At 35.1% G+C, this 21050-nt stretch carries 22 protein-coding genes; all 22 read right to left on the bottom strand.

What is annotated here, in order from left to right; translation table 11 throughout:
• Nucleotides 1-12: 12 nt before the first annotated feature.
• The gene (locus VPHSUH08_RS00210) at nucleotides 13-411 is read right to left on the bottom strand and encodes a YraN family protein (protein WP_004696986.1); all 399 of its coding nucleotides are present in this window, start codon (nucleotides 409-411) and stop codon (nucleotides 13-15) included.
• 293 nt (nucleotides 412-704) lie between these two features.
• Nucleotides 705-1502 carry a ribonuclease HII gene (locus VPHSUH08_RS00205; RefSeq protein WP_024061635.1) on the bottom strand — a complete coding sequence of 266 codons (798 nt, stop codon included), beginning with the start codon at nucleotides 1500-1502 and terminating at the stop codon, nucleotides 705-707.
• Entirely contained in the window at nucleotides 1495-2400 is a 906-nt protein-coding gene (gene ylqF, locus VPHSUH08_RS00200; RefSeq protein ID WP_024061634.1) for a ribosome biogenesis GTPase YlqF, read from the bottom strand. Before ylqF ends, VPHSUH08_RS00205 begins: the two co-directional genes overlap by 8 nt.
• 290 nt (nucleotides 2401-2690) lie before the next feature.
• Nucleotides 2691-3152, bottom strand: a complete 462-nt coding sequence (gene tnpA / locus VPHSUH08_RS00195) for an IS200/IS605 family transposase (RefSeq protein ID WP_004693034.1) — start codon at nucleotides 3150-3152, stop codon at nucleotides 2691-2693.
• A 188-nt stretch (nucleotides 3153-3340) separates the two neighbouring features.
• Nucleotides 3341-3682: a 50S ribosomal protein L19 gene (gene rplS / locus VPHSUH08_RS00190; protein WP_004695921.1), complete on the bottom strand. Its 342-nt coding sequence runs from the start codon at nucleotides 3680-3682 to the stop codon at nucleotides 3341-3343.
• 142 nt (nucleotides 3683-3824) lie between these two features.
• Nucleotides 3825-4211 (bottom strand): MarR family winged helix-turn-helix transcriptional regulator, encoded by a 387-nt coding sequence (locus VPHSUH08_RS00185; protein WP_024061633.1) that lies wholly within the window; start codon nucleotides 4209-4211, stop codon nucleotides 3825-3827.
• Between the two features lie 166 nt (nucleotides 4212-4377).
• Nucleotides 4378-6429, bottom strand: coding sequence for a glycine--tRNA ligase subunit beta (gene glyS, locus VPHSUH08_RS00180; RefSeq protein ID WP_021148182.1), 2052 nt, complete (start codon nucleotides 6427-6429; stop codon nucleotides 4378-4380).
• Between the two features lies 1 nt (nucleotide 6430).
• Nucleotides 6431-7306 carry a glycine--tRNA ligase subunit alpha gene (glyQ, locus tag VPHSUH08_RS00175; protein WP_021148183.1) on the bottom strand — a complete coding sequence of 292 codons (876 nt, stop codon included), beginning with the start codon at nucleotides 7304-7306 and terminating at the stop codon, nucleotides 6431-6433.
• A 541-nt stretch (nucleotides 7307-7847) separates the two neighbouring features.
• Nucleotides 7848-8018, bottom strand: coding sequence for a hypothetical protein (locus tag VPHSUH08_RS00170; RefSeq protein ID WP_021148184.1), 171 nt, complete (start codon nucleotides 8016-8018; stop codon nucleotides 7848-7850).
• Nucleotides 8019-8308: 290 nt separating this feature from the next.
• On the bottom strand, nucleotides 8309-8656 hold the full coding sequence (locus tag VPHSUH08_RS00165) for a hypothetical protein (protein WP_024061631.1): 348 nt from the start codon (nucleotides 8654-8656) through the stop codon (nucleotides 8309-8311).
• A 110-nt stretch (nucleotides 8657-8766) separates the two neighbouring features.
• Complete coding sequence (locus tag VPHSUH08_RS00160; protein ID WP_024061630.1) at nucleotides 8767-9783, bottom strand: DUF805 domain-containing protein; 1017 nt, start codon at nucleotides 9781-9783, stop codon at nucleotides 8767-8769.
• Nucleotides 9784-10006: 223 nt separating this feature from the next.
• Nucleotides 10007-10465: a hypothetical protein gene (locus tag VPHSUH08_RS00155; protein ID WP_024061629.1), complete on the bottom strand. Its 459-nt coding sequence runs from the start codon at nucleotides 10463-10465 to the stop codon at nucleotides 10007-10009.
• 374 nt (nucleotides 10466-10839) lie between these two features.
• Nucleotides 10840-11010 (bottom strand): hypothetical protein, encoded by a 171-nt coding sequence (locus VPHSUH08_RS00150; protein ID WP_021148187.1) that lies wholly within the window; start codon nucleotides 11008-11010, stop codon nucleotides 10840-10842.
• Between the two features lie 492 nt (nucleotides 11011-11502).
• Nucleotides 11503-12822 carry an amidohydrolase gene (locus tag VPHSUH08_RS00140; RefSeq protein WP_105086493.1) on the bottom strand — a complete coding sequence of 440 codons (1320 nt, stop codon included), beginning with the start codon at nucleotides 12820-12822 and terminating at the stop codon, nucleotides 11503-11505.
• 132 nt (nucleotides 12823-12954) lie between these two features.
• The gene (locus tag VPHSUH08_RS00135; RefSeq protein WP_105086492.1) at nucleotides 12955-13416 is read right to left on the bottom strand and encodes a hypothetical protein; all 462 of its coding nucleotides are present in this window, start codon (nucleotides 13414-13416) and stop codon (nucleotides 12955-12957) included.
• A complete protein-coding gene (locus tag VPHSUH08_RS00130; protein ID WP_012864410.1) occupies nucleotides 13409-14212 on the bottom strand; it encodes a DUF3100 domain-containing protein in 804 nt (267 codons plus the stop codon). The genes VPHSUH08_RS00135 and VPHSUH08_RS00130 overlap by 8 nt, the downstream gene beginning before the upstream one ends.
• 328 nt (nucleotides 14213-14540) lie before the next feature.
• A complete protein-coding gene (gene larA / locus VPHSUH08_RS00125) occupies nucleotides 14541-15818 on the bottom strand; it encodes a nickel-dependent lactate racemase (protein ID WP_024061828.1) in 1278 nt (425 codons plus the stop codon).
• Nucleotides 15819-15873: 55 nt separating this feature from the next.
• Nucleotides 15874-17184, bottom strand: a complete 1311-nt coding sequence (gene larC, locus VPHSUH08_RS00120; RefSeq protein WP_024061829.1) for a nickel pincer cofactor biosynthesis protein LarC — start codon at nucleotides 17182-17184, stop codon at nucleotides 15874-15876.
• Nucleotides 17181-17936 carry a nickel pincer cofactor biosynthesis protein LarB gene (gene larB / locus VPHSUH08_RS00115; RefSeq protein WP_024061830.1) on the bottom strand — a complete coding sequence of 252 codons (756 nt, stop codon included), beginning with the start codon at nucleotides 17934-17936 and terminating at the stop codon, nucleotides 17181-17183. Before larB ends, larC begins: the two co-directional genes overlap by 4 nt.
• The gene (gene larE / locus VPHSUH08_RS00110) at nucleotides 17933-18679 is read right to left on the bottom strand and encodes an ATP-dependent sacrificial sulfur transferase LarE (protein WP_024061831.1); all 747 of its coding nucleotides are present in this window, start codon (nucleotides 18677-18679) and stop codon (nucleotides 17933-17935) included. The genes larB and larE overlap by 4 nt, the downstream gene beginning before the upstream one ends.
• Nucleotides 18680-19004: 325 nt before the next feature.
• On the bottom strand, nucleotides 19005-19706 hold the full coding sequence (locus VPHSUH08_RS00105) for a DNA repair protein RecO (RefSeq protein WP_105086491.1): 702 nt from the start codon (nucleotides 19704-19706) through the stop codon (nucleotides 19005-19007).
• Nucleotides 19693-21024, bottom strand: coding sequence for a hemolysin family protein (locus VPHSUH08_RS00100; protein ID WP_105086490.1), 1332 nt, complete (start codon nucleotides 21022-21024; stop codon nucleotides 19693-19695). Before VPHSUH08_RS00100 ends, VPHSUH08_RS00105 begins: the two co-directional genes overlap by 14 nt.
• Nucleotides 21025-21050: the final 26 nt, after the last annotated feature.

Genomic DNA, 21050 nt, shown 5'->3' with positions numbered 1-21050 from the left:
AAACTGACCTCACTAAAAGCACTGTGGTAAATAATGAATAGAACTTTGAAAGTCCTCGTGCAAATACACCTCTATTACATCAAAGGATATTTCCTTCCAACGGCGCTTTTTTTGATTTAAATCATATAGAAACAACATAGCAGCTCGTTTAATATGCTTTTGTTTTTTCTTGGTAACTGCCTCACGTGCTAGTCCATGTTGCATACCTCGGCGAGCTTTAATCTCTATAAAATGATAGACTAAATCACGTTTAGCAATGATGTCTATTTCGCCTAAACGGGTTCGATAATTTGTATCTACTACCGTAAGTCCCATTTTTTCAATATAATTGGTAGCTACTCGTTCCCCCCATTTGCCCAGTTCTTTTGAATCGAGTTCATTAAATGCTTTACCAGTACTAATCGTTTTCATATATACCTCCTAATAAGGTGTATCTGCAACAACAACTCATAGAATTTAATATCTATACTATATTAATCTTTCAACAGGTAATACTTACTTGTAGCGTAAATTATGGAGGTAACAAAAGTAAATACAAAAGAGGTTCCTAATAGTCACATAGGTGACCAATAGGAACCTCTTTACGGATATAAACTATATGCAATTTATAATGATATAACGAATAAAACTAATACGACTATAGGACTTAACTTAATAGTCGAATCATAAAGTAAATCTATTACCCATATATAAATAACTAAGATTTACTCAGGTTTAACCCAACGTACAATAGATTTAATAGGCTCAAAGCTCTTACGATGAAGCGGTGTTACCCCTTGTTGCTCGATAGCTTCTTTATGTAATTCCGTATAGTAACCTTTATGAATACCAAAGCCATAACCAGGGAACTCAACATCAAGGCTCTTCATATATCGATCTCGCGTAACCTTTGCAATGATGGATGCAGCAGCAATATTAGCGCTTTTACTATCGCCCTTAATAATGGATTCAACAGGAATCGTTAAATCAGGCAATTTCATAGCATCAGCCACTACTGCTTCAGCTGGTACGCTGAGCGTACGAATAGCCTCATACATCGCTTGTCGCGTTGCTTCATAAATATTGAGTTCATCAATCTTTTCTGGGCCGTAGGAAATACAGCTAACAGCAACAGCTTCGTCCATGATGATATCATAGAGCGCTTCACGCTTTTCTTCCGTTAGCTTTTTAGAGTCATTAAGGCCTGGAATTAATGTCATAGGTGGCAAGATAACAGCAGCTACCGTAACAGGCCCCGCAATAGGACCACGCCCCACTTCATCGACGCCAGCCACATGGTAGATACCTTGATCATAGAACATTCCTTCATAGTCATACATACCCATGAGGCGTTGCTGTTCTTTTAACTCTTTTTCTTGACGCTTAATATAAGAAGCAGCCAATTTCTGTACAGAACTACGAGTATCCTCTTGAGCAAAAGACAAAATCTCTAAGGCTTGTTCAGTTTCAAAGAGAGCTTTAATATCTGCTACTTTTAACTTAGAAAATACATCTTTATCCATTATGACTCTCCTCACCATCTGTAGAATAGTACGGTTCTTCATCAACTTGATCGAGAGTAATTGTACCTAACTTAGTATTGCGGTAATCTTGCAAGATAATACGGCGAGCCTTGTCAAAATCTACAATGCCACCGCTTACAAGACAACCTCGACGACGTCCGATGCTTTCAAGAATCGTATCAACATCGGTCATCTCTTCTTCTTTTAATTTATAACGCTCTACCAAAATATTTGACGTGTTCGTCAATAAGTAATTTAATAGCTGTTTTATAACATGCTCTAAATCATAAACATCATCGGAAATGGCACCTGTCATAGCGAGGCGAGCCGCTGCACGTTGGTCCTCTAATTTTGGCCATAATACACCTGGTGTATCAAGCAATTCAAGATTTTTACCGATTTTAACCCACTGTTGACCACGTGTATGACCTGCCTTATTAGCTGTACGCGTTGCAGCAGAACCAGCTAAAGAGTTAATCAATGTAGATTTACCAACATTAGGAATGCCTAAGATAATAGTCCTAACAGAACGACTGCGAATACCTTTCGCTACCCAACGATCAATGATAGGTTTACTTAGACGTTCTACGGTAGATAGTAATTTTTTATTGCCTTTGCCAGATTTAGAATCGATAGCCAATACTCTAATGCCTTGTTTAGTAAAGAATTCAGTCCATTCCTTTGTGGCTTTAGGATCTGCTAAGTCAACTTTATTTAACAGTACAATATGTGGTTTTTGACCAACGAGTTCAAGGATTACAGGATTCGCACTAGAGCGAGGAATACGCGCATCTAATAACTCGATAACAACATCTACCTTCTTGATGTACTCTGTAATCATACGAGTAGCTTTCGCCATATGCCCAGGGAACCAATGTACGATAGGTGAATCTGCCATTTTATATCCTTTCTACATACTTTATATACATCTCATAGAGATACTTAGTATATTTTATATTTATCTTTTTACAGCTCTATATTCCTCTATTATAACTCTTTAATTCATAGAATAATAAAATAGAACTATTCATATCCAATTTTAGCAAATCAGAACCACCCGTAAAACGGGTGGTTTGCTCACGGGCTATAAGCCCGTAGTACTAGGCCAGCGTCTAAAGGCGCTGGCTTTCACTACGTTCAAGCCGCATAGCCATTGACTCGTAACCTTCCCCTCAAAGGGGATATGTATTACTTGCTACCCTTAAAAGGGTCCTCATATTCTTTTACACTTAACTTATCCTTCATTTGGTCATGTAACTCTTGCTCACGTATATATTTTTTTACTGTTGCCTCATTTAGACCTACCGTACTAACATAATATCCCTCAGACCAAAAGTGTCTATTTCCAAATTTATACTTTAAGTTTGCGTGTTTATCGAACATCATAAGTGCACTTTTACCTTTTAAATATCCCATAAAAGATGAAACTGCTATTTTAGGTGGGATTAATACTAACATATGCACATGATCTGCCATAAGCTCCCCCTCTATAATCTTGACGCCCTTATATTCACATAAACGCCTCAGTATTTCACGTAAACTATTTCTATATTGATTATATATAACTTTACGTCTATACTTAGGTGTAAATACTATGTGGTATTTGCATAACCATTTTGTGTGCGCAAGACTCTGTGTCTTTGTTGCCATATAAAATCACCTTTCTTTTGCATATAATGCGGCTTGAACACCTACATTATACTTAAGCAAGGTGATTTTTTTGTATAACTTTCGTTGCCGCACCCGCATAGCGGGTGGTTTTATGGTTCGCGACTACGTCACGAACCAGTCTAAAGACAATAAAATAAAAGGCTGCCAACGGCAGCCTTTTATGAACATTAGCGTTTTTCGCGAATACGAGCAGCTTTACCAGTAAGGTTACGTAAGTAGTACAATTTAGCACGACGAACAACACCACGGCGCATAACTTCGATTTTAGCTAAACGTGGGCTGTGAAGTGGGAATGTACGTTCTACACCTACACCGGATGCAATACGACGAACTGTAAAAGTTTCACGTACGCCACCGTTTTGACGTTTGATTACCAAACCTTCGAACACTTGGATACGTTCACGAGTACCTTCCACTACTTTTACGTGTACGCGAACTGTGTCACCAGCGCGGAAAGTAGGGATGTCTGTACGAAGTTGTTCTTGTTCAAGTACGTTAATAATGTTCATTGTTTCCTCCTGTTTGCAGACATTCAATACCTACACCTTATAGGCAGCGGACTGTCTCAAATTAACAGCAATATAGTATCATAAATCACGTACTGTTAGCAAGTATTTTCTATATTATTTTAATAATCCAAATATTTACGTATTATTTACGTATAATTGGTCGTTTTAACTTACCTAATAAGCGGTATAAATTCTCCTGTTCTTCATCCGATAAATCAGAGAACATTACATTAAGAAATTCGTTATATGTATGTAAAAGAGTTTTGCCTAACCGTTTCCCCTCATCTGTTAAAGTAACTACAGATATACGTTTATCCATATAATCAATATGTTTTGTAACATATCCCAATTCAATGAGAATATCTGTCTGCTCCGACACAGTAGCAGGACGCATATTTAGAGCATCTACTAACTGCTTCTGTGATGCTCCTTGGGAACGCATATATAATTCAATAATAATTCTATCACGAGACTTTTCTTTACCGCTTGGCACCTTACATAAGGCTTTATATAATTCATCATGATTCATAATCATCTATCTCCTCATACAACTTTGTATATTATAAAGTATTCGCCATAGTCTCTAAAAATCCTGCATAAAATTTGCATATTCTTCGTAAAAGCAAAAAAGAGGTACACACGGTACCTCTTCTCTTGTATATCATTGTAAAAATTTAAACTTTTACTATAATATATTATTTTAATGCACTAATATCGCCGATAATAGCCATTACACTGTATGCTAAGCGAACAAGTTGTAAACGGTTTGCTTTAATAGCTTCATCTTTGTCCATAACCATTACATCTTCAAAGAATTTGTTGATGGCTGGAACTAAAGTAGCTGGAACTGCCACGACTGCATCATAATCGCCAGCTTCCCAAGCAGCACTACTTACTTCAGATGCTTTAGAAGCAGCTTCAAACAATGCTTTTTCAGCATCTTCTTTCAACAAATCGCTATTAACACCAGTATATTCCACATCTTTTACAAGATTGTACATACGAGTATAAGCTTGAACAAGTTCAACGTCTTCATCGATGCGGTTAGCTAACAATGCATTTACAAGACCTTCTACATCAGCAACGGACAATTCGTTGTTGGACAACAACAAGTCGATTACATGATGAGGAACCTCGCGATCAAGGAAAATATTTTTCAAACGAAGTGTGAAGAACTCTTCTACTTGGTCAAGCAATTCGTCTTGTTTTTCAGCTGGTACATTAAGCAATTCCATAGATGCTTTGAAGATTGGACGCAAGCTAATATTCCATTCGCTACCAAGCAAGATGTTCAAAATACCAATTGTTTGACGACGCAATGCATATGGATCTTGAGAGCCTGTAGGGATTAAACCACGGCTGAAAGTGGCAACGATATTATCTACTTTATCGATGATAGACAATACTTTACCTGCTTCAGTTTGAGGCAATACATCGCCTGCAAAACGTGGTAAATATTGTTCGAAAATAGCTTCTGCTACTTCAGGAGATTCACCATCAAGTAAAGCGTATTCTTTACCCATTACACCTTGTAATTCAGTGAACTCTGTAACCATACCTGTTGTAAGGTCAGTTTTAGCAAGCTCTGTAGCACGTTCTAACACAACAACTGCATCTTCGTGTAAGCCACATTCTTCACCGAATACACGGCCCAATTTAAGCAAACGTTCAGTTTTATCCGCTAAGTTACCAAGACCTTCTTGGAATACGATTTTAGTCAAACCATCTTGACGGTCGATAAGAGGTTTCTTGCGGTCTTCGTTGAAGAAGAATTTAGCATCATCAAGACGGGCGCGCAATACACGTTCATTACCAGCTTGAACTACTTCGATAGAATGATCAGAGCCATTACGAACTGTTAAGAACATTGGCAACAATTTACCGTCTTGACCAACCAATGGGAAGTAACGTTGATGGTCTTTCATCGGTGTGATGATCGCTGCATCTGGAAGTGCCAAGTAGGACTCTTCAAAACCACCGCACAATGCTGTAGGCCATTCAACAAGGTAATTGATTTCTTCTAACAAATCATCATCCCAAACGATGGATGCATTTTTAGAAGCTGCCATATCATGTAATTGTTTGGAAATCAATTCACGACGTGCGTCTTGATCAACCATAACAAAGTTTTCTTTTAATGTGTCTACATAGGATGATGCATTTTTGATAGTAATTTCATCAGCACCTAAGAATCGATGACCACGTGTTACATTACCAGATTTTACAGTAGCAAATTCTACAGGAATTACTTCTTCATCAAGTAATGCTACAAGCCAACGTACAGGACGTACAAATTTAGCATCTAAATTGCCCCAATGCATGGATTTAGGGAAGTTAAGACCTGTAATCAATTGAGGTAACATATCAGTTACGATATCTTTTGCAGGTACGCCTGCAGTTTTAGTTTCAGCATAAATATAACCGTCTTCTACAACGAGATCCGCTACATCAAGGCCTTTACCACGAGCAAAGCCGATAGCTGCTTTTGTGGCATTACCGTCAGCATCATATGCGATAGACGCAGAAGGACCTTTATGACGTTCACTGATTTCAGCAGATGTGTCAGTAAGACCTTTTACGATAAGAGCCAAACGACGTGGTGTACCGTATGTTGCGATGCTTTCAAAAGGAAGATGGGCATCATTTAATTTTGTTTCAGCCAATTGTTTCAATTGACCTAAGATATTTGGCATAAAGCCGGCAGGAATTTCTTCTGCACCGATTTCAAATAATAAATCCTTTGCCATCTTATTTATCTCCTTTCAAAAGTGGGAAACCTAATTCTTCGCGTTTAGCAAGGTATTGTTGTGCACAAATACGAGCTAATGCACGTACGCGGCCGATGAAAGCAGTACGTTCACTGATGGAAATAGCACCACGGGAATCAAGCAAGTTGAATGTGTGGGAACATTTCAATACATAGTCGTAAGCTGGTAATACATAACCGGCTGCACAAACGCGTTTTGCTTCTGCTTCGTACATATCAAATAATTTGAAAAGCATATCTGTATCAGCTAATTCAAAGTTATATACGGATTGTTCAACTTCGTTAGCATGCCAAACGTCACCATATGTAACATTTTCATTCCATTTAAGATCATATACATTTTCTACACCTTGAATGTACATAGCCAAACGTTCTAAACCGTATGTAATTTCAACGGAAACTGGTTTACAGTCGATGGAACCAACTTGTTGGAAATATGTGAACTGAGTTACTTCCATACCGTCGAGCCATACTTCCCAACCAAGACCCCAAGCACCCAATGTTGGAGATTCCCAGTTATCCTCAACGAAACGGATATCGTGATCTTCAGCATGAATACCCAATGCAGCCAAAGATTGTAAGTACAATTCTTGGATGTTATCTGGAGATGGTTTCACGATAACTTGGAATTGATGATGTTGGAACAAACGGTTAGGGTTATCGCCATAACGACCGTCTGCTGGACGACGAGAAGGCTCTACATAACATACAGCCCATGGTTCAGGACCAATAGCATGTAAGAATGTAGCAGGATTCATTGTACCTGCACCTTTTTCTATGTCATATGGATTTTGAACGATACAACCTTGATCGCTCCAGAATTTTTGTAAATTTAAAATAATCTCTTGAAATGTCATTGCTGCCTCCACTTTACACAACCGACATAAAATCAACCATTTCGTTACAAACAAAAAAGTCCCTGTAACGAAAAACGTTACAGGGACGAGTATACCCGCGGTTCCACCCTATTTGGCTTGCGCCCTCTTTTTTCTATGTTGGCCTTTACTAACAGATACCTGCGTTCCTGCCAATGCTCTACAGCGCCTTCAACCAAATGTGAGCTTACACCATCCTCACTCGCTAGAGAGGTTTACTACTCTGCTTCATTGCATATATTATAGATAATATTGTAGCAATACAGGGGGAAGAATGTCAAACTATTATTTTATACGCGTAAAGCTAGTTTCAGCACAATAAAAAATATTGAGAAACAAACAAAAGAAGTTAAGTAAAAATCATAATGGATTGGACTACCTGTTAAAATATCATCTACTATTCCATATAAGATATTAAGTATAGCTAATACTGCAAATCCATATACTATTAATCGTCGCATTATATTTTCCTCTCAATAAGCTAGTTATATTATAAAAATTTAACTTTAAGTCAAAAATAAATTTATACTTTTAGAACAAGTTTTAGTATACCAAAGAATATTAGCCAACAAACAAAGAATGCTCCATAAAAATCATAGTGAATTTCAGCACCAGTCATATAATCATAAGCAATACTATATATTATTGAAATTAAAATAAATAATGCAAAAGCATAGAAAAAGAATCGTTTCATGATATCCACTTCAATAATTCCTAAAATAAAAAACCATTCCAATAATACTAGAATATACAATTACAATAATAGATAAATATATACTTATATTAATATATATCTTTTTGAAAAACATTTAATAAAATTGTAAAACATCTACCAAAGATAATCAATTTATTCTCGATAGTAGTTTAGTCACCCTTAGTATTATAATCTAAAAGTGCAATGTATTTTTGTTTATTTAATGCTAAAGTGATATTGTCTAATGTATCTTTACAACTGAATGTATTATCACATTATAAATATATTCTTTAAAAATACTTTATAAATAAGAAAAACGATAAAAGTAATAATACAGATATTATAATCAAAACATCTAAAGTACGTATCAAACGCCATCCTCTTTTTTCATAATCAGTTAGTGTTCCTGCTTTACTTTTTCTCCATAAATTATAAGTACCTAAAATACATATTCCGAACATAAAAATGGTATTAAATATCTCAATAAATTTAGGTAAACCAATATATGATTTTATGAAAATACATATAAAAAAATAATTTCCAATTACTGTTAAAAGTGTAACCTTCTGAGTACCCCAACTTTTAAACATAAGATAGTTAAAACCTAATAGAAAAAATAGATTTACCATTTTTTCCATTCGTCTTCTTCCTCCTTTATATACTCTTTTATCAATTTAGTTTCCTCATCAGTAAAAATGTTATACTAGTTTTTTTTAATCTTTTGATGAATACAGAAAAGATTACTATACTAGACTAATTCAACCTTACTTATTGATGGTTTAAAAACAATCATATACAAAGCATAAATATTAACAAAAGGAATAAACATTGTTATTACCCAGTATCCACTATGCCCAGTATCATGTAACCGTCTTATAGTACAACTTAAATTTGCTAACATGTACCAACCCCAAAATATCCAATATATAATAATACTCGCAACAATAGCTGTTTCAATATTAAATATATTTTCATAAAAAAAGAACAATACAGAATTTAGAGCATTTGTTAAAATCTGAAACATAAGCACGCCCCAATATAATTCTTGTCGTTTTGCTCTTGTTCGGTAATCAAATAGCTTATTAATAAACATAGATTTAAAAGAATCTATAGAATGAGATAATCCAATAGCATCCCAGTAATCTTCTTTCTCAGTAGTATTACTAGGACTATAAAAGGGTTCAAAGAAAATAATATAATCATCACTCTTTTGATTCCCATTTGAAAGACCATGTATATTTGCTTCTTTATTTGATGGTAGTAGTACAAGCAATAGAGTTAATATATGTTCATAGAAAAAATAGCTATAAAGGTTAAATGTTACAATAATATTAATATGATCAAAACTTTGATTATATCCCCAATAGCATAAAACACCTATATTAAAAGCTAAAATACAACACTGTATATATTGTCCAATACGTGTATTACTATAATCATTCAAACGTCTCTTAACTAATTCAGATAATACATAAGCGCCTATAACATTAAAAATAACTGTTATTATAATAAACATTGGTTCATCAATCTTGTAATTAGAGGAAAAAATTACATCATCAAAATACTCCTGAAAAGTTTCATTGAAGTTAAATTTTAGGGAGCCTATAATCCCAAGAAGATTTATTAAGTTACCAAAATATATCTCTATAAAAAGAAATATTAAGCCTACCAAATACGAAAAACGAGTCAACCTTTGATTAAAAAAAAGATTTCTAATATTATGTTTTAATAACAACCATTCATCAAAAAATTTAAAGTTAATCATGACAAACTCCAAAGCTTAATTATCATACAAAGGTACAAAGTCTTCTATCGCAGATTTTTAATGTTAATACCATTCTTTTACAAGATTTGTTCTATATTAAATGATTATTGTAAAAGTAAGTTATATAAATTTAATAGGCTAGACCTCAAGACAATTTAAAATAACTATACTTAGATAAAATACTTAGTTGCAAAACTTATTTATAAAGATTACGTACCATAAATCAGTAGGATCTAGTAACCCAAGTATCACGATCATATCTTGGTTTGGAGTCCTTCTTAGTTATCTCAGATATAATCTTTCTTTCATCTTCTGAAAATTGATCAATACTCTCTAAAATTATAAGTTCATCACCATATGCTCTTTGCAAAGACTCTAAATTACCATCTTCTGGAGATTCAAATGTTTTACTTAAGCCTTTATGATTTGGAATAATACGTACTGTACCATAGGGTAATACGTTAACAACAACTATACCGAAATCACCATTAGAATATATATATGGAAAATCTGTTGCAAAACCAGTCATATTTTTATTCAGCCCGGTTTGTTTGCCATAATCTACAAGAGAGGTTATAAAAATTTGATATTCGTATATTCTAATTCCAACAAAAATTAAAATAATTACTAGTAGCGATAAAACTACTGTACAAATTATCTTTATGAGCTTTCTAATGGGCATAAAAACTCCTTAATTCTTTAGATGTAAATACAAAATATATATCCTCAACTACTTTTATAATATTTCTATAATCCTAATTGATTGAATACAAGTATTATTAATTAGATTAAAGTTATAATCAAGCTGATGAATAATTTGGAAAACTTTCTGTTTGAGAAAAAATTTTTTTACAGCTCAAAAAATAATTTTAATAAAGCAAAAATAATAAGCCAGCATACAAAAGCAAGGCCATAAAATTCATATTTTAACTTATGACCTTTAAGATAGTCATATATTATTTTTCCCATAATAGAGAATAATATAATCAAAAAGATCACATAAAATGCTAGCTGTATCATTGTAATAAAAACTCAAATAATTAAAATAATTGACATTTATAAGCGCAGAATTGCTTTCAATATACCAAAGAATACTAACCAACTAACAAAACCTGCACCGTAAAAGTCATAATGTATCTCAGCTCCAGTCATAAAATCATAAGATATTCCATATATAATTGATGTCAATGAAAATAATGCAAATGCATAAAAAAATAATTTTTTCATAATATTCACTTCAATAGTTCCCAGAGTAGAAAAGCTATTCCAATAATACTAAAAGAAACAATTATAATAATAGACAAAGAATTATTTATATCAAAATATATTTTAGATATCCCTTCCAATGTTCCCTTCTTATAACGATAATAAAATATATATTCACCAGCCAAGATAAGGAGTAATGTGCATAATGTATTGATTTTTTCAATACCATTAATATGCTTATACATAGAATAAAGATTTATTCCTCCCCATATATTACTAAATAGAAAAACTATGATAAATTTTTTGAGATTATTACGCTGATTTTTAAATAACATATAGTTAAATATCAATAAACCAATAACTATATACAGTGCCGCATCTGAATGCAATAAATTACTATACATAAAGGTATACTTTCTATTAATCAACAATTAGTGATTTTTTGAAAATCATTTAATAAAATTGTAAACCACCTACCAAAGATAATCAATTTATCTTCAATAGGTGGTTATTTTATTCACCCTTAGCAATACGGTCTAAGAGTTCAATATAGCTTTGTTTGTTTAATGCTGGTGTAAAGTTGTCTAATACATCTTTAGCGCCTGCTGCGTCATCGTATAGTAAGTCTACGATAGTCATAGCCAAGGCTTGTGCTGTTTTAATGTACGCTACATCAGGTACAGAGATTTCGTATTCTGCGCTGTGCAGTACGCCATTAATACAGCCAACCCAAGGATGGATAACCGGCATCAAGTGAGATACGTCGCCCATATCGGTACTTGCCGTCATGTGATCGCCTTGGAATACATTTTCTTCACCAAATAGCGGATTAGAGTTTTGGCGTAACATTTCATTCATACGAACATCGTTTCTCATCGGCAAATAACCTGGCAAATCGTTAATTACACAAGTTGCCCCTACTGCATCGCCACCAGCTTTTAAGGCACGGTTTACACGACAATTGCCATCTACAATAGCGTCGATATTGGACGCACGAACGTAGCTTTCAACTTGAACATAATCAGGTATGCAGTTAACCAATGTACCACCTTGATTAATAATTGGGTGGAATCTGAAATAGTCGCTTTCTTTGAAAGTTTCACGAATGGAGTTAACCCCCATTACGCCCATCAAAGCAGCATTAAGAGCATTGATGCCTTCATGGGGTGCTTGAGCCGCATGAGCTACCTTACCGTGATATTCAATCAGTTTAGATACAAAACCATTAGAGGTACTACCAAGTCCCATTTCACCAGCTGGTGTTTTGGCTGTCTCCACATGCATTTGCATAGCCATATCAATATCGTCGAAAGCTCCTTCATAGATGAGCTGTTGCTTACCACCCATATACTTAAGCTTACCTTGCTCACGCAATTTATTGCGGTAATCAATTTCAATCATTTCCTCTGCAGGGACAGCAAATAATACGACATCCCCAGCGAGTTGATCCATCACAGCTTGTAGGCCCATAGCGACAGCAAACATATTTGTAATTTGTACATTATGACCACAGCAATGGGCGGCGCCTGTTAAATCATCGGCACGAGGATGGCGAGGACAGAGAATAGCATCTAATTCTCCCACCATTGCAACCGTATATTTACTATTTCGGCCTTTCATTCTACCTTTTACACCTGTTAGTGCATGGCCAGTAGTATAAGAAATGCCAAGTTCATCAAACATATCTTGAACCTTTTTAGAGGTTTTTACCTCTTTAAAACCAAGTTCAGGTTCAGCCATAATAGATTCTGCTAGTTCTCGTAAACGCGGTTGTGCATCAACAATAACTTTACAAACACGTTGTTTTACTTCTTCCTTTGTCATACGGCTCATAATATCTCCTTTATAAAATCGACCGTATAAAATACGGTCGATCATGTCATCATAATGTATAGATATCTTCTAAAATATAAATCTATAATTATATCTTAACATAGTTTAGACATCTAACATTATAATTTAGTATTAAATTAAACCTTCTAAATGAAGTACTAATTGGGCTAATGCTGTTGCACAGATGAAAGTACCTGCTGTTACAGCTAGTGCAACAGGAATAATGCGCCAAGATAAACGACGGAATGCACCAAGGTCTTTACCTAAGGATAAACCTGCATAAGCAAGTACAGGTGTTGTAGTGGCAAGGAATGTAACTTGGCTAGTTTTAGCGATAATCCATTCTTGGCCAGGCATACCTGGTAAGGATGCAATAACACCAACTAAAGATACCCAGAACACCATAGGTAATTTATTAGCATATGGCAAATTAGAGAGCAAAGCGCCAATTGTAGCAAGGACAGCCAAGATAGCTACGCCAACTAAACTATCACTAAATAGATGTTTACCATCCATTACATTACCTACTGCAGTGATGATAGCAGCAATACAGATAACGATGACAAATTGTGTTAATTTTTCGCTTTTACTCATGATGTGCTGCCTCCTCTGCTAAATCTTGTTCACGGGTACGACCTGTAAAGAAATTGTATGTTTTTTCCATAACTGGTAAAGAAACAAATAGACCAAAGTATACGCCTAGCACAGTGGTCAACAAGTTTGCCGCCCCAGCAAGAGCCATAATTTGTTGTTCATAATCTGGATATACTGCAATGATTGGAGCTGTAGCAGCAGCCATCATACTAGCACTACCTACACCAGCGCCCATAGCTAATGCCAATGGATGGAACCAACCAGATTGTGCCAACATACCCGCCAATACAGAGGACCACATTGCGCCAATAAGAACACCACAGATGTACATGCCCATAACACCACGGCCCTCAGGAGAGCTAAAACCGAATTTGTCGATAATAATCGCTACGTTCGGCTCACGGTCTACAGAGTAACATGCGCCTACTGCTTCACGACGCATACCTACTAATAAAGCTACAGGTAAACCAAATACAATAGTACCAAAGAAATGACCTAATTCTTGTAACAACAATGCCCAGCCAGCACTCGTAAGAATACCAAGATTAGGACCGATACCTAAACCTACTTTTACCATCAAGATCATAACGGCAATACCGATATAATCAGCAGATTTTTCCATCTGTTTAATCGTAAGAATTTTAAACTTAGGAATAGAAATTAATAAACCTAGAATCAATGTGTACAATAATGGTAACAATACAACAGGACCTAGTTTTTTTATGCCTATAAATTCAGCGACTACAGTTAGTACGAGCGCTAGAAAATGTATTTTGAGATTTCCCAAAAGCTGCATAATGACCTCCTATAAAAATATACTATAAATATTATTTCATTATATATAATCTATATTTATAGAGTCAACATTATATGTATATCTATGTATAAAACTAAACCTTTTTAATTAGAACAATTTTTAATATGCTCTAATTCTCTCATTAAGTAAATATTTAAAACTCTCTTTTAAATAAAATATATTAATTTTACTTTATATAGTTCTTAGAATTCTAATTGAATAAATCATTATAATTATATAGATAAAAATATAAACCACCTACAAAAGATAGGTGGTTTATAAATTAACCTCTAAAATACAATCTAATAATTCAATCTACTGATGTAAATCAAGATTTTACTACAACAGATACACCATCAGGAATGACTGTAATGCTTGCATCTTTACCTTTTAATGTCAAAGCTTTATTCAATGCTTCATCGAATGTATCAGCATGTTGCAAATGCATATCTGTAAGCATCTTAGGATCACATTGGTCTGTTACAACAATAACTGTAAATTGATCTAAAATACGAGCCAAGATTTGCATTTCCCATTGGTCTGGAATTGTTTCATTACGAGGAACCTTAGTAATGCGATCTAGTAATTCACGAGGTGTTTTCGCATTTTTAAGATTTTCGTATAGAGATTCCCCACCATGTCCATCATTACATGCGGCAATCATGATAATAATACCATCTTTTTTACAAGATGCTTCTGCGGCGGTCATACCTTTTACAGCTTGATATACATTTTGATCTAATGGGTAACCACCATTTGTAGTGATGACGATATCTGCTGGTACAGCTTTTACACTTGCTAATTCAGACACAAAAGCACAACCAGTTTCATGAGCGTCTTCCATATCCCCAGCAAAGGCATTGATAATATGTTTTTCTGCATCAATAACTACATTTAAAATAAATGCTAATTTCGCAGTACGACCAGCATATACCATATCCTTATGAATTGGATTATTTTCGATAATACCTGTACGAGCATAAGGACTGTTAATAAATTCAGCACAGTGATTTGCCATTACAGTCACTTCGGAAGCAATTCCTGGTAATACGCTTTTTCTACCACCAGAGAAACCAGCAAAGAAATGTGGCTCAATAAAACCTTCAGAAATTAATAGCTCAGTTTCTACAGCTAGTTTATTGATAATACACTCCCCACCGGATGGCAATACACCAATTTTTGCCATTTGACTAGCATCGCCAGAAATATGATTTACAATCTTTTCATTTGCTACGATTTCAGGGCCAAATTTATCTACCATTTCTTCATGAGTAGTAGGACGATGGAAACCAGTTGCCAATAAAATGGTAATATCGATAGATGGATTGGCTTCACGAATACGACGAAGTAGAATTGGCATCGTAATTTTACTAGGTACTGGACGCGTATGGTCACTTGTAATAATGACCATATTGGATTTCCCCTTAACCAACTCCTCTAAGCGTTGGCTACCAATAGGATTATCTAGCGCATGTTCTACTAATGCTTCTTGCGATAGCTCAGCCTTATAAGAATGTGCTTTAGATTCTAATATACCTGCTATATTTTGATCAGGAATATTGATATCTACAAAACCTTTTGAATAGGGTACTTTAAATGTTTTCATGAAAATCACTCCTTAACTAAAAACTACCAAACTATAAATAGATCGCTACGACAAATCAATCCTCCTTCTTACCCAATTGTCGTTTAAGGTCTAATAAACTCATATCATTACGCTTAGCAATAGCAGCTAATGAATCATATTCATATTTATTTCTTATTACACCAAAGCCACTGCTTTTTTTGAAAGCAATCGTACTACCTTCCCAGTCTATTTCTCCTATAGACCTATTCAAAATATATCGTTCACATCGATAGTATCGAATACCAAGGCTAGTAGTATGCTTGAAAATTAAATTTCGTATGATCTCAATATCTTCAATCTTACATAGAACAGTTAGCATTGTGCCTGGACGTTGTTTTTTCATCATAATCGGTGTTGTAAACACTTCTAGTGCTGGTGAAAGTAGTAACTGTTCTATACAAAAGCCAATTTCTTCTGGTGTCATATCGTCGAGATTACAAGACAGTTCAATGATTGAATCTTCTGAATCATTTATCATTTCTACAAAGGCGCGAATACAATTAGGTCTTTCAAATTGTTTAGTACCAAATCCATAAGAAACTATAGTTGGTGTCATAACAGGCATTTCACTAAATGATGTACCAAAATACTTTGCTAATGCAGCGCCAGTAGGCGTGCATAACTCACCCTTAATCTGATAATCTGCGTACAATGGTATGCCAGCTAATAACTCCATCGTTGCTGGTGCAGGTACAGGTAGTTCTCCATGAGCACTCTGAACAGTTCCAGTGCCTACATGTATAGGCGATATAATAATCTCATCAAACTTCAATTTCTCTAAAAGAACACAAACGGCCACAATATCTGCAATAGCATCGAGCATGCCCAACTCATGGAAATGAATTTGTGTCACTGTCGATTTATGAACCTTGGCCTCCGCTTGAGCTACTAAATGATATACGTTTATAGCATTTTGTTTACAAACATCAGAAATAGATAAACTATTAATTATACTTGTTACCTCCTGTAGACCTCTACCATGAATATGCTCTTCACTATGTACATGGTGCAGAACATGTTCATTATGCGTATGTTTCTCAGTATGTTTGTCGTCTTTATAATGAGTACCATGAAGGTAATAATCATTATGATGATTACTATGATACTGATCATTAAAACTACCTTTATGGTTTTCAGATTCTTCTATATCATTAATGGTAACCACGACGCGATAGCCTTCTACTCCCTTATCTTCTTTAGATATTAGTGAGTAAGTAACATCAGGTATTCCCATTTGATTAAGTTGATTTATCCATGTTTGAGGATTATCTACTAAACCTAGTAATGTAGCGGTCAGCATATCTCCTGCAATGCCCATTTGGCAATCTAAAAATAATCGTTTCATTTATTTTCACCTATATGATTAATCATGTTTGCCGTATAAGCAGCACCAAATCCATTGTCTATATTGACAACTGTTACGCCACTCGCACAGGAATTTAGCATTGATAGTAGCGCAGTAACACCACCGAAGGCTGTTCCATACCCAACACTAGTAGGCACCGCGATGACAGGCACATCCACAAGTCCCCCAACTACACTAGCTAAGGCCCCCTCCATGCCTGCAATGACAACTATAACTTTTGCAGACATAATAGTATTTAGATGTTGTAATAATCGATGAATACCCGCAACGCCTACGTCATAAATTCTATGAACGGTATTACCGTAAAACTCTGCTGTAATAGCACATTCTTCGGCAACCTTATAGTCACTTGTACCACCAGTAATAACTGCTATAGCGGATTCAGTTTTTTGACTTGGAAGATCTCCAATATAACCAATATGAGCAGCATTTATATAGGTCAATTGATGCTGTTCTTGAACCTCTGCAGCCACATTCGGTGCTAAACGTGTAAGTAATATTTGCTCTTGCCCATAAGATAACATAGAGGAGATAATGGCAATTATTTGTTCTGTAGTTTTACCGGCACCATATATAACCTCTGGCACACCTTGTCGTATTTGACGATGAAGATCAACGTGCGCAAACCCTAAGTCTTCTATAGGTTTTATTTTTAGCTTTAATAAGGCTGCATCCACATCTACCTGTCCGTTTTTTACTTGCTCTAAAAGAGCTCTAATATTGTCACTCATGAACGCACCTCTAAATCTAATACAACATCATCAAACATAGATTTAAAATATGTGAGGATCTCACTTCTTTTATTAATAACTATAGTTATTTGATTTTCTGGAACTTGGATTTTGGCATTATTTCCCATCAAACGAACCCGAAAATCAGATAATCCTAGCGAGAAAAGATATCCCTCAGCTCGTTCTATATGAATCAAATCATTAAAAGTAATTCGTTGTCCTGATTGAAATCTTGTAGCCAAGCAAGCATAAGATGGTTTATCCCAAGTAAACAAATCAGCTTTATGAGCTAATTTTCGGATCATAGTCTTAGTTAGATTACATTCTCGCAGAGGTGATTTAACAGATAGCTCTGCAATAGCTTTCATTCCTGGTCGATCATCTACATCATCACTAGCATTAGTGCCATCACATAAAATAGTAAAACCATCACGTCTAGCATGTTCACTTATAGTTGAAAACACATGATGTTTACAGTAATAGCATCGATTACTTGGATTACTCGTTATATCGTCATATTCAAGTACATCAATATTTATTATTTTTAAGGGAATATCTATTAATTCTGCGACTTTCTTAGCATCTTCTAGTTCAAATTGTGGCACAAATTGAGATTTTACAGTATATGCTTTGCATAAAACTCCAGATTGTTTGGCTGCATATGCTAAATAAGTTGAATCGACACCGCCCGATAGGGCGATTGCAATATTACCAAAACCCATTAAATACTCTACTAAATTCATAACTTATATAACCTTTATCGATATTCTATACTCTATAGTATTATATATAAAAATAAAATAGAGTCTCAAACAAGGACTCTATCAACACACTTTCTTTAAATTCAATAAAACAACTTACTTCTGTATGTAGTATATGCTTTTTGATTTAATATTTCTAACGCATAAATAAGATAAATATGTATATATCAAATTGTTTTTTTTCTATATAAGGAAACAACCTACCCTAAAAAGATTTATAAGACCTTTTTAGGCTAGGTTGTTATTTATTAAGAAAAAAATATTATAAGTTAACTATATTTTCATAATTACCAAATATATTTGATTTTTATATACTCATTAAAAACTTTACACTTTGCAACGGCTTATCTATTTCTTGCTCGCAGTATGCAAATAGTAGCTTTTCTAGTTCCTTCCATATTGTTTTTGGAAGTTCTATAGGCGCGTCTTCGCCCCACTGGTAAGCTAAAATCTGAGGTAATGCGGCTTTCAAAGAACGAGAAATGCTAAGATTTGTAGTTTCCCGCACCTGCATCCAGAATGGCTCAATTCCGTCTTGATGGGTAAAAGCATTAGCACTAGGGACAACCCCTGCGAGGGATAATAGTTGCCATCCAAGCATTATCGTTCCCAATTGTACATTGCGGCGCCGAATTTGCTTGGAATAGTTTACAACAGTATCAAAGACTTTGCGATCTACGTCATACATGGCAAATAACTCTTGAATGAGCTCACTCGCTACCGCTGCATAAGCAATATTATCAAGGTTTACATCTAAGGATTCCACTACATAGGAGCCATCAATTTGCGTAACATTTACATATTCTCCATCGGGTACAACTGTAATATACATGGCACTAAATGGACGTAAATAGGAGCTGTTGCGCATCGTCATCATTCGCTTATGTGGAATCGATGCTTTAATAAGGCCCAAACTAGGCGTAATAAATGTAAATACGGAATACAACTTATACTTTTTTCTACTGATAACGATGGCTGGCGTATTAAAACCACCATTAAGCTTCTTCATTTTCTTCTTCCGTTGGTTCCTCTACTGGTATAGGTGTTACTTTAATGCGAGAGATACGATATCCTTGCATTTGAGTAACTTCAAAGGTGTAACCATGAGCATCCACCGTATCACCTACGATTGGTGTACGTTCTAATAAACCAAAGACATAGCCACCAATTGTATCAGAATCAGAATTATCAATTTCAATATTCATAATTTCTTCTACTTCGTCTACGAGGACCTTGCCATCAAACTCAAAAGAACCATCTGCATAGGACATCGTAGCTGGTAAATGCGGCTCATGCTCGTCTTGTATATCTCCAACTAGCTCTTCTATAATATCTTCTAAGCCTACAAGACCTACCATGCCACCATATTCATCTACTACTACAGCTAGATATATACGGCGCGTTCTCATATATTGCAACAAGGTAGATAATTTCATTACCTCTGGAACAGTAAGAATATCTCGTTTAATATTGCGCAAATCCTTACGGGCTTGATTAGGGCGTTCCATTAAATCTTTAATATGAACGAGGCCAATAATGTGATCCTTATCCTCTACACAGAGTGGATAACGTGTATGTACTTTAGAGCGGATAACCTTCATCGCTTCATCGTAACCATCTTCTACGAATACGCAGTCTACGTCTTGACGAGGCACCATAACCTCTTTCGCCATGCGATCTACGAAGTTAAAGACATTATCGATTAACTCAGACTCTACTTGGTCCAATTGCCCTTCCTCGTGGCTTCGAGAAATCATCATGCGAATTTCTTCTTCTGAGTACACAAGGTCAAGCTCTGTTAAATATTTTGTTTTGTAAAAGCCTAAAATAACATTGGAGATTTTACTAGCAATCCAAATAAATGGATACACCAATTTACCTGCAGCCACGACGATACGGCTATAGGTATTTACATATTTTGTAGGGAAGGATAGGCCCAATGCTTTAGGTACAATTTCCCCAAAAATTAAGACGATTAAGCTAATTAATAGTAATAGAATAATATCTAACACTAAATGCATCCAAGTACTATGAATATTAAGAACCGCCACTATACGATCAACAGTATTATCGAATACAAAAGTACCTGTGCCTGCAAGGGCCAAAATAAAGAATAGAATCAAAAACTGTGTAGTATTTAAAAAATACTCAGGATTTTGATAAAGCTTTAATAAAAATTCTCTATCCTTCTCCAAGAGGATGTCCATATCCTCTACATGTTCTTTACGAAGGCGTGCAAAGGAGAACTTTGCAACCACAAAAAAGTTAATTAAAAAAATACATAACAGACCAAACCCTATGGGTAACAGGCCATCTACACTATCCATCTTTATTCCTTTCATATGAATATGGA

This window comes from Veillonella sp. S13054-11 (assembly GCF_002959795.1).
Taxonomy (GTDB): domain Bacteria; phylum Bacillota; class Negativicutes; order Veillonellales; family Veillonellaceae; genus Veillonella; species Veillonella parvula_E.
The sequence above is the reverse complement of the archived record's forward strand: the minus strand, read 5'-3'. Positions and strand labels throughout refer to the sequence as shown.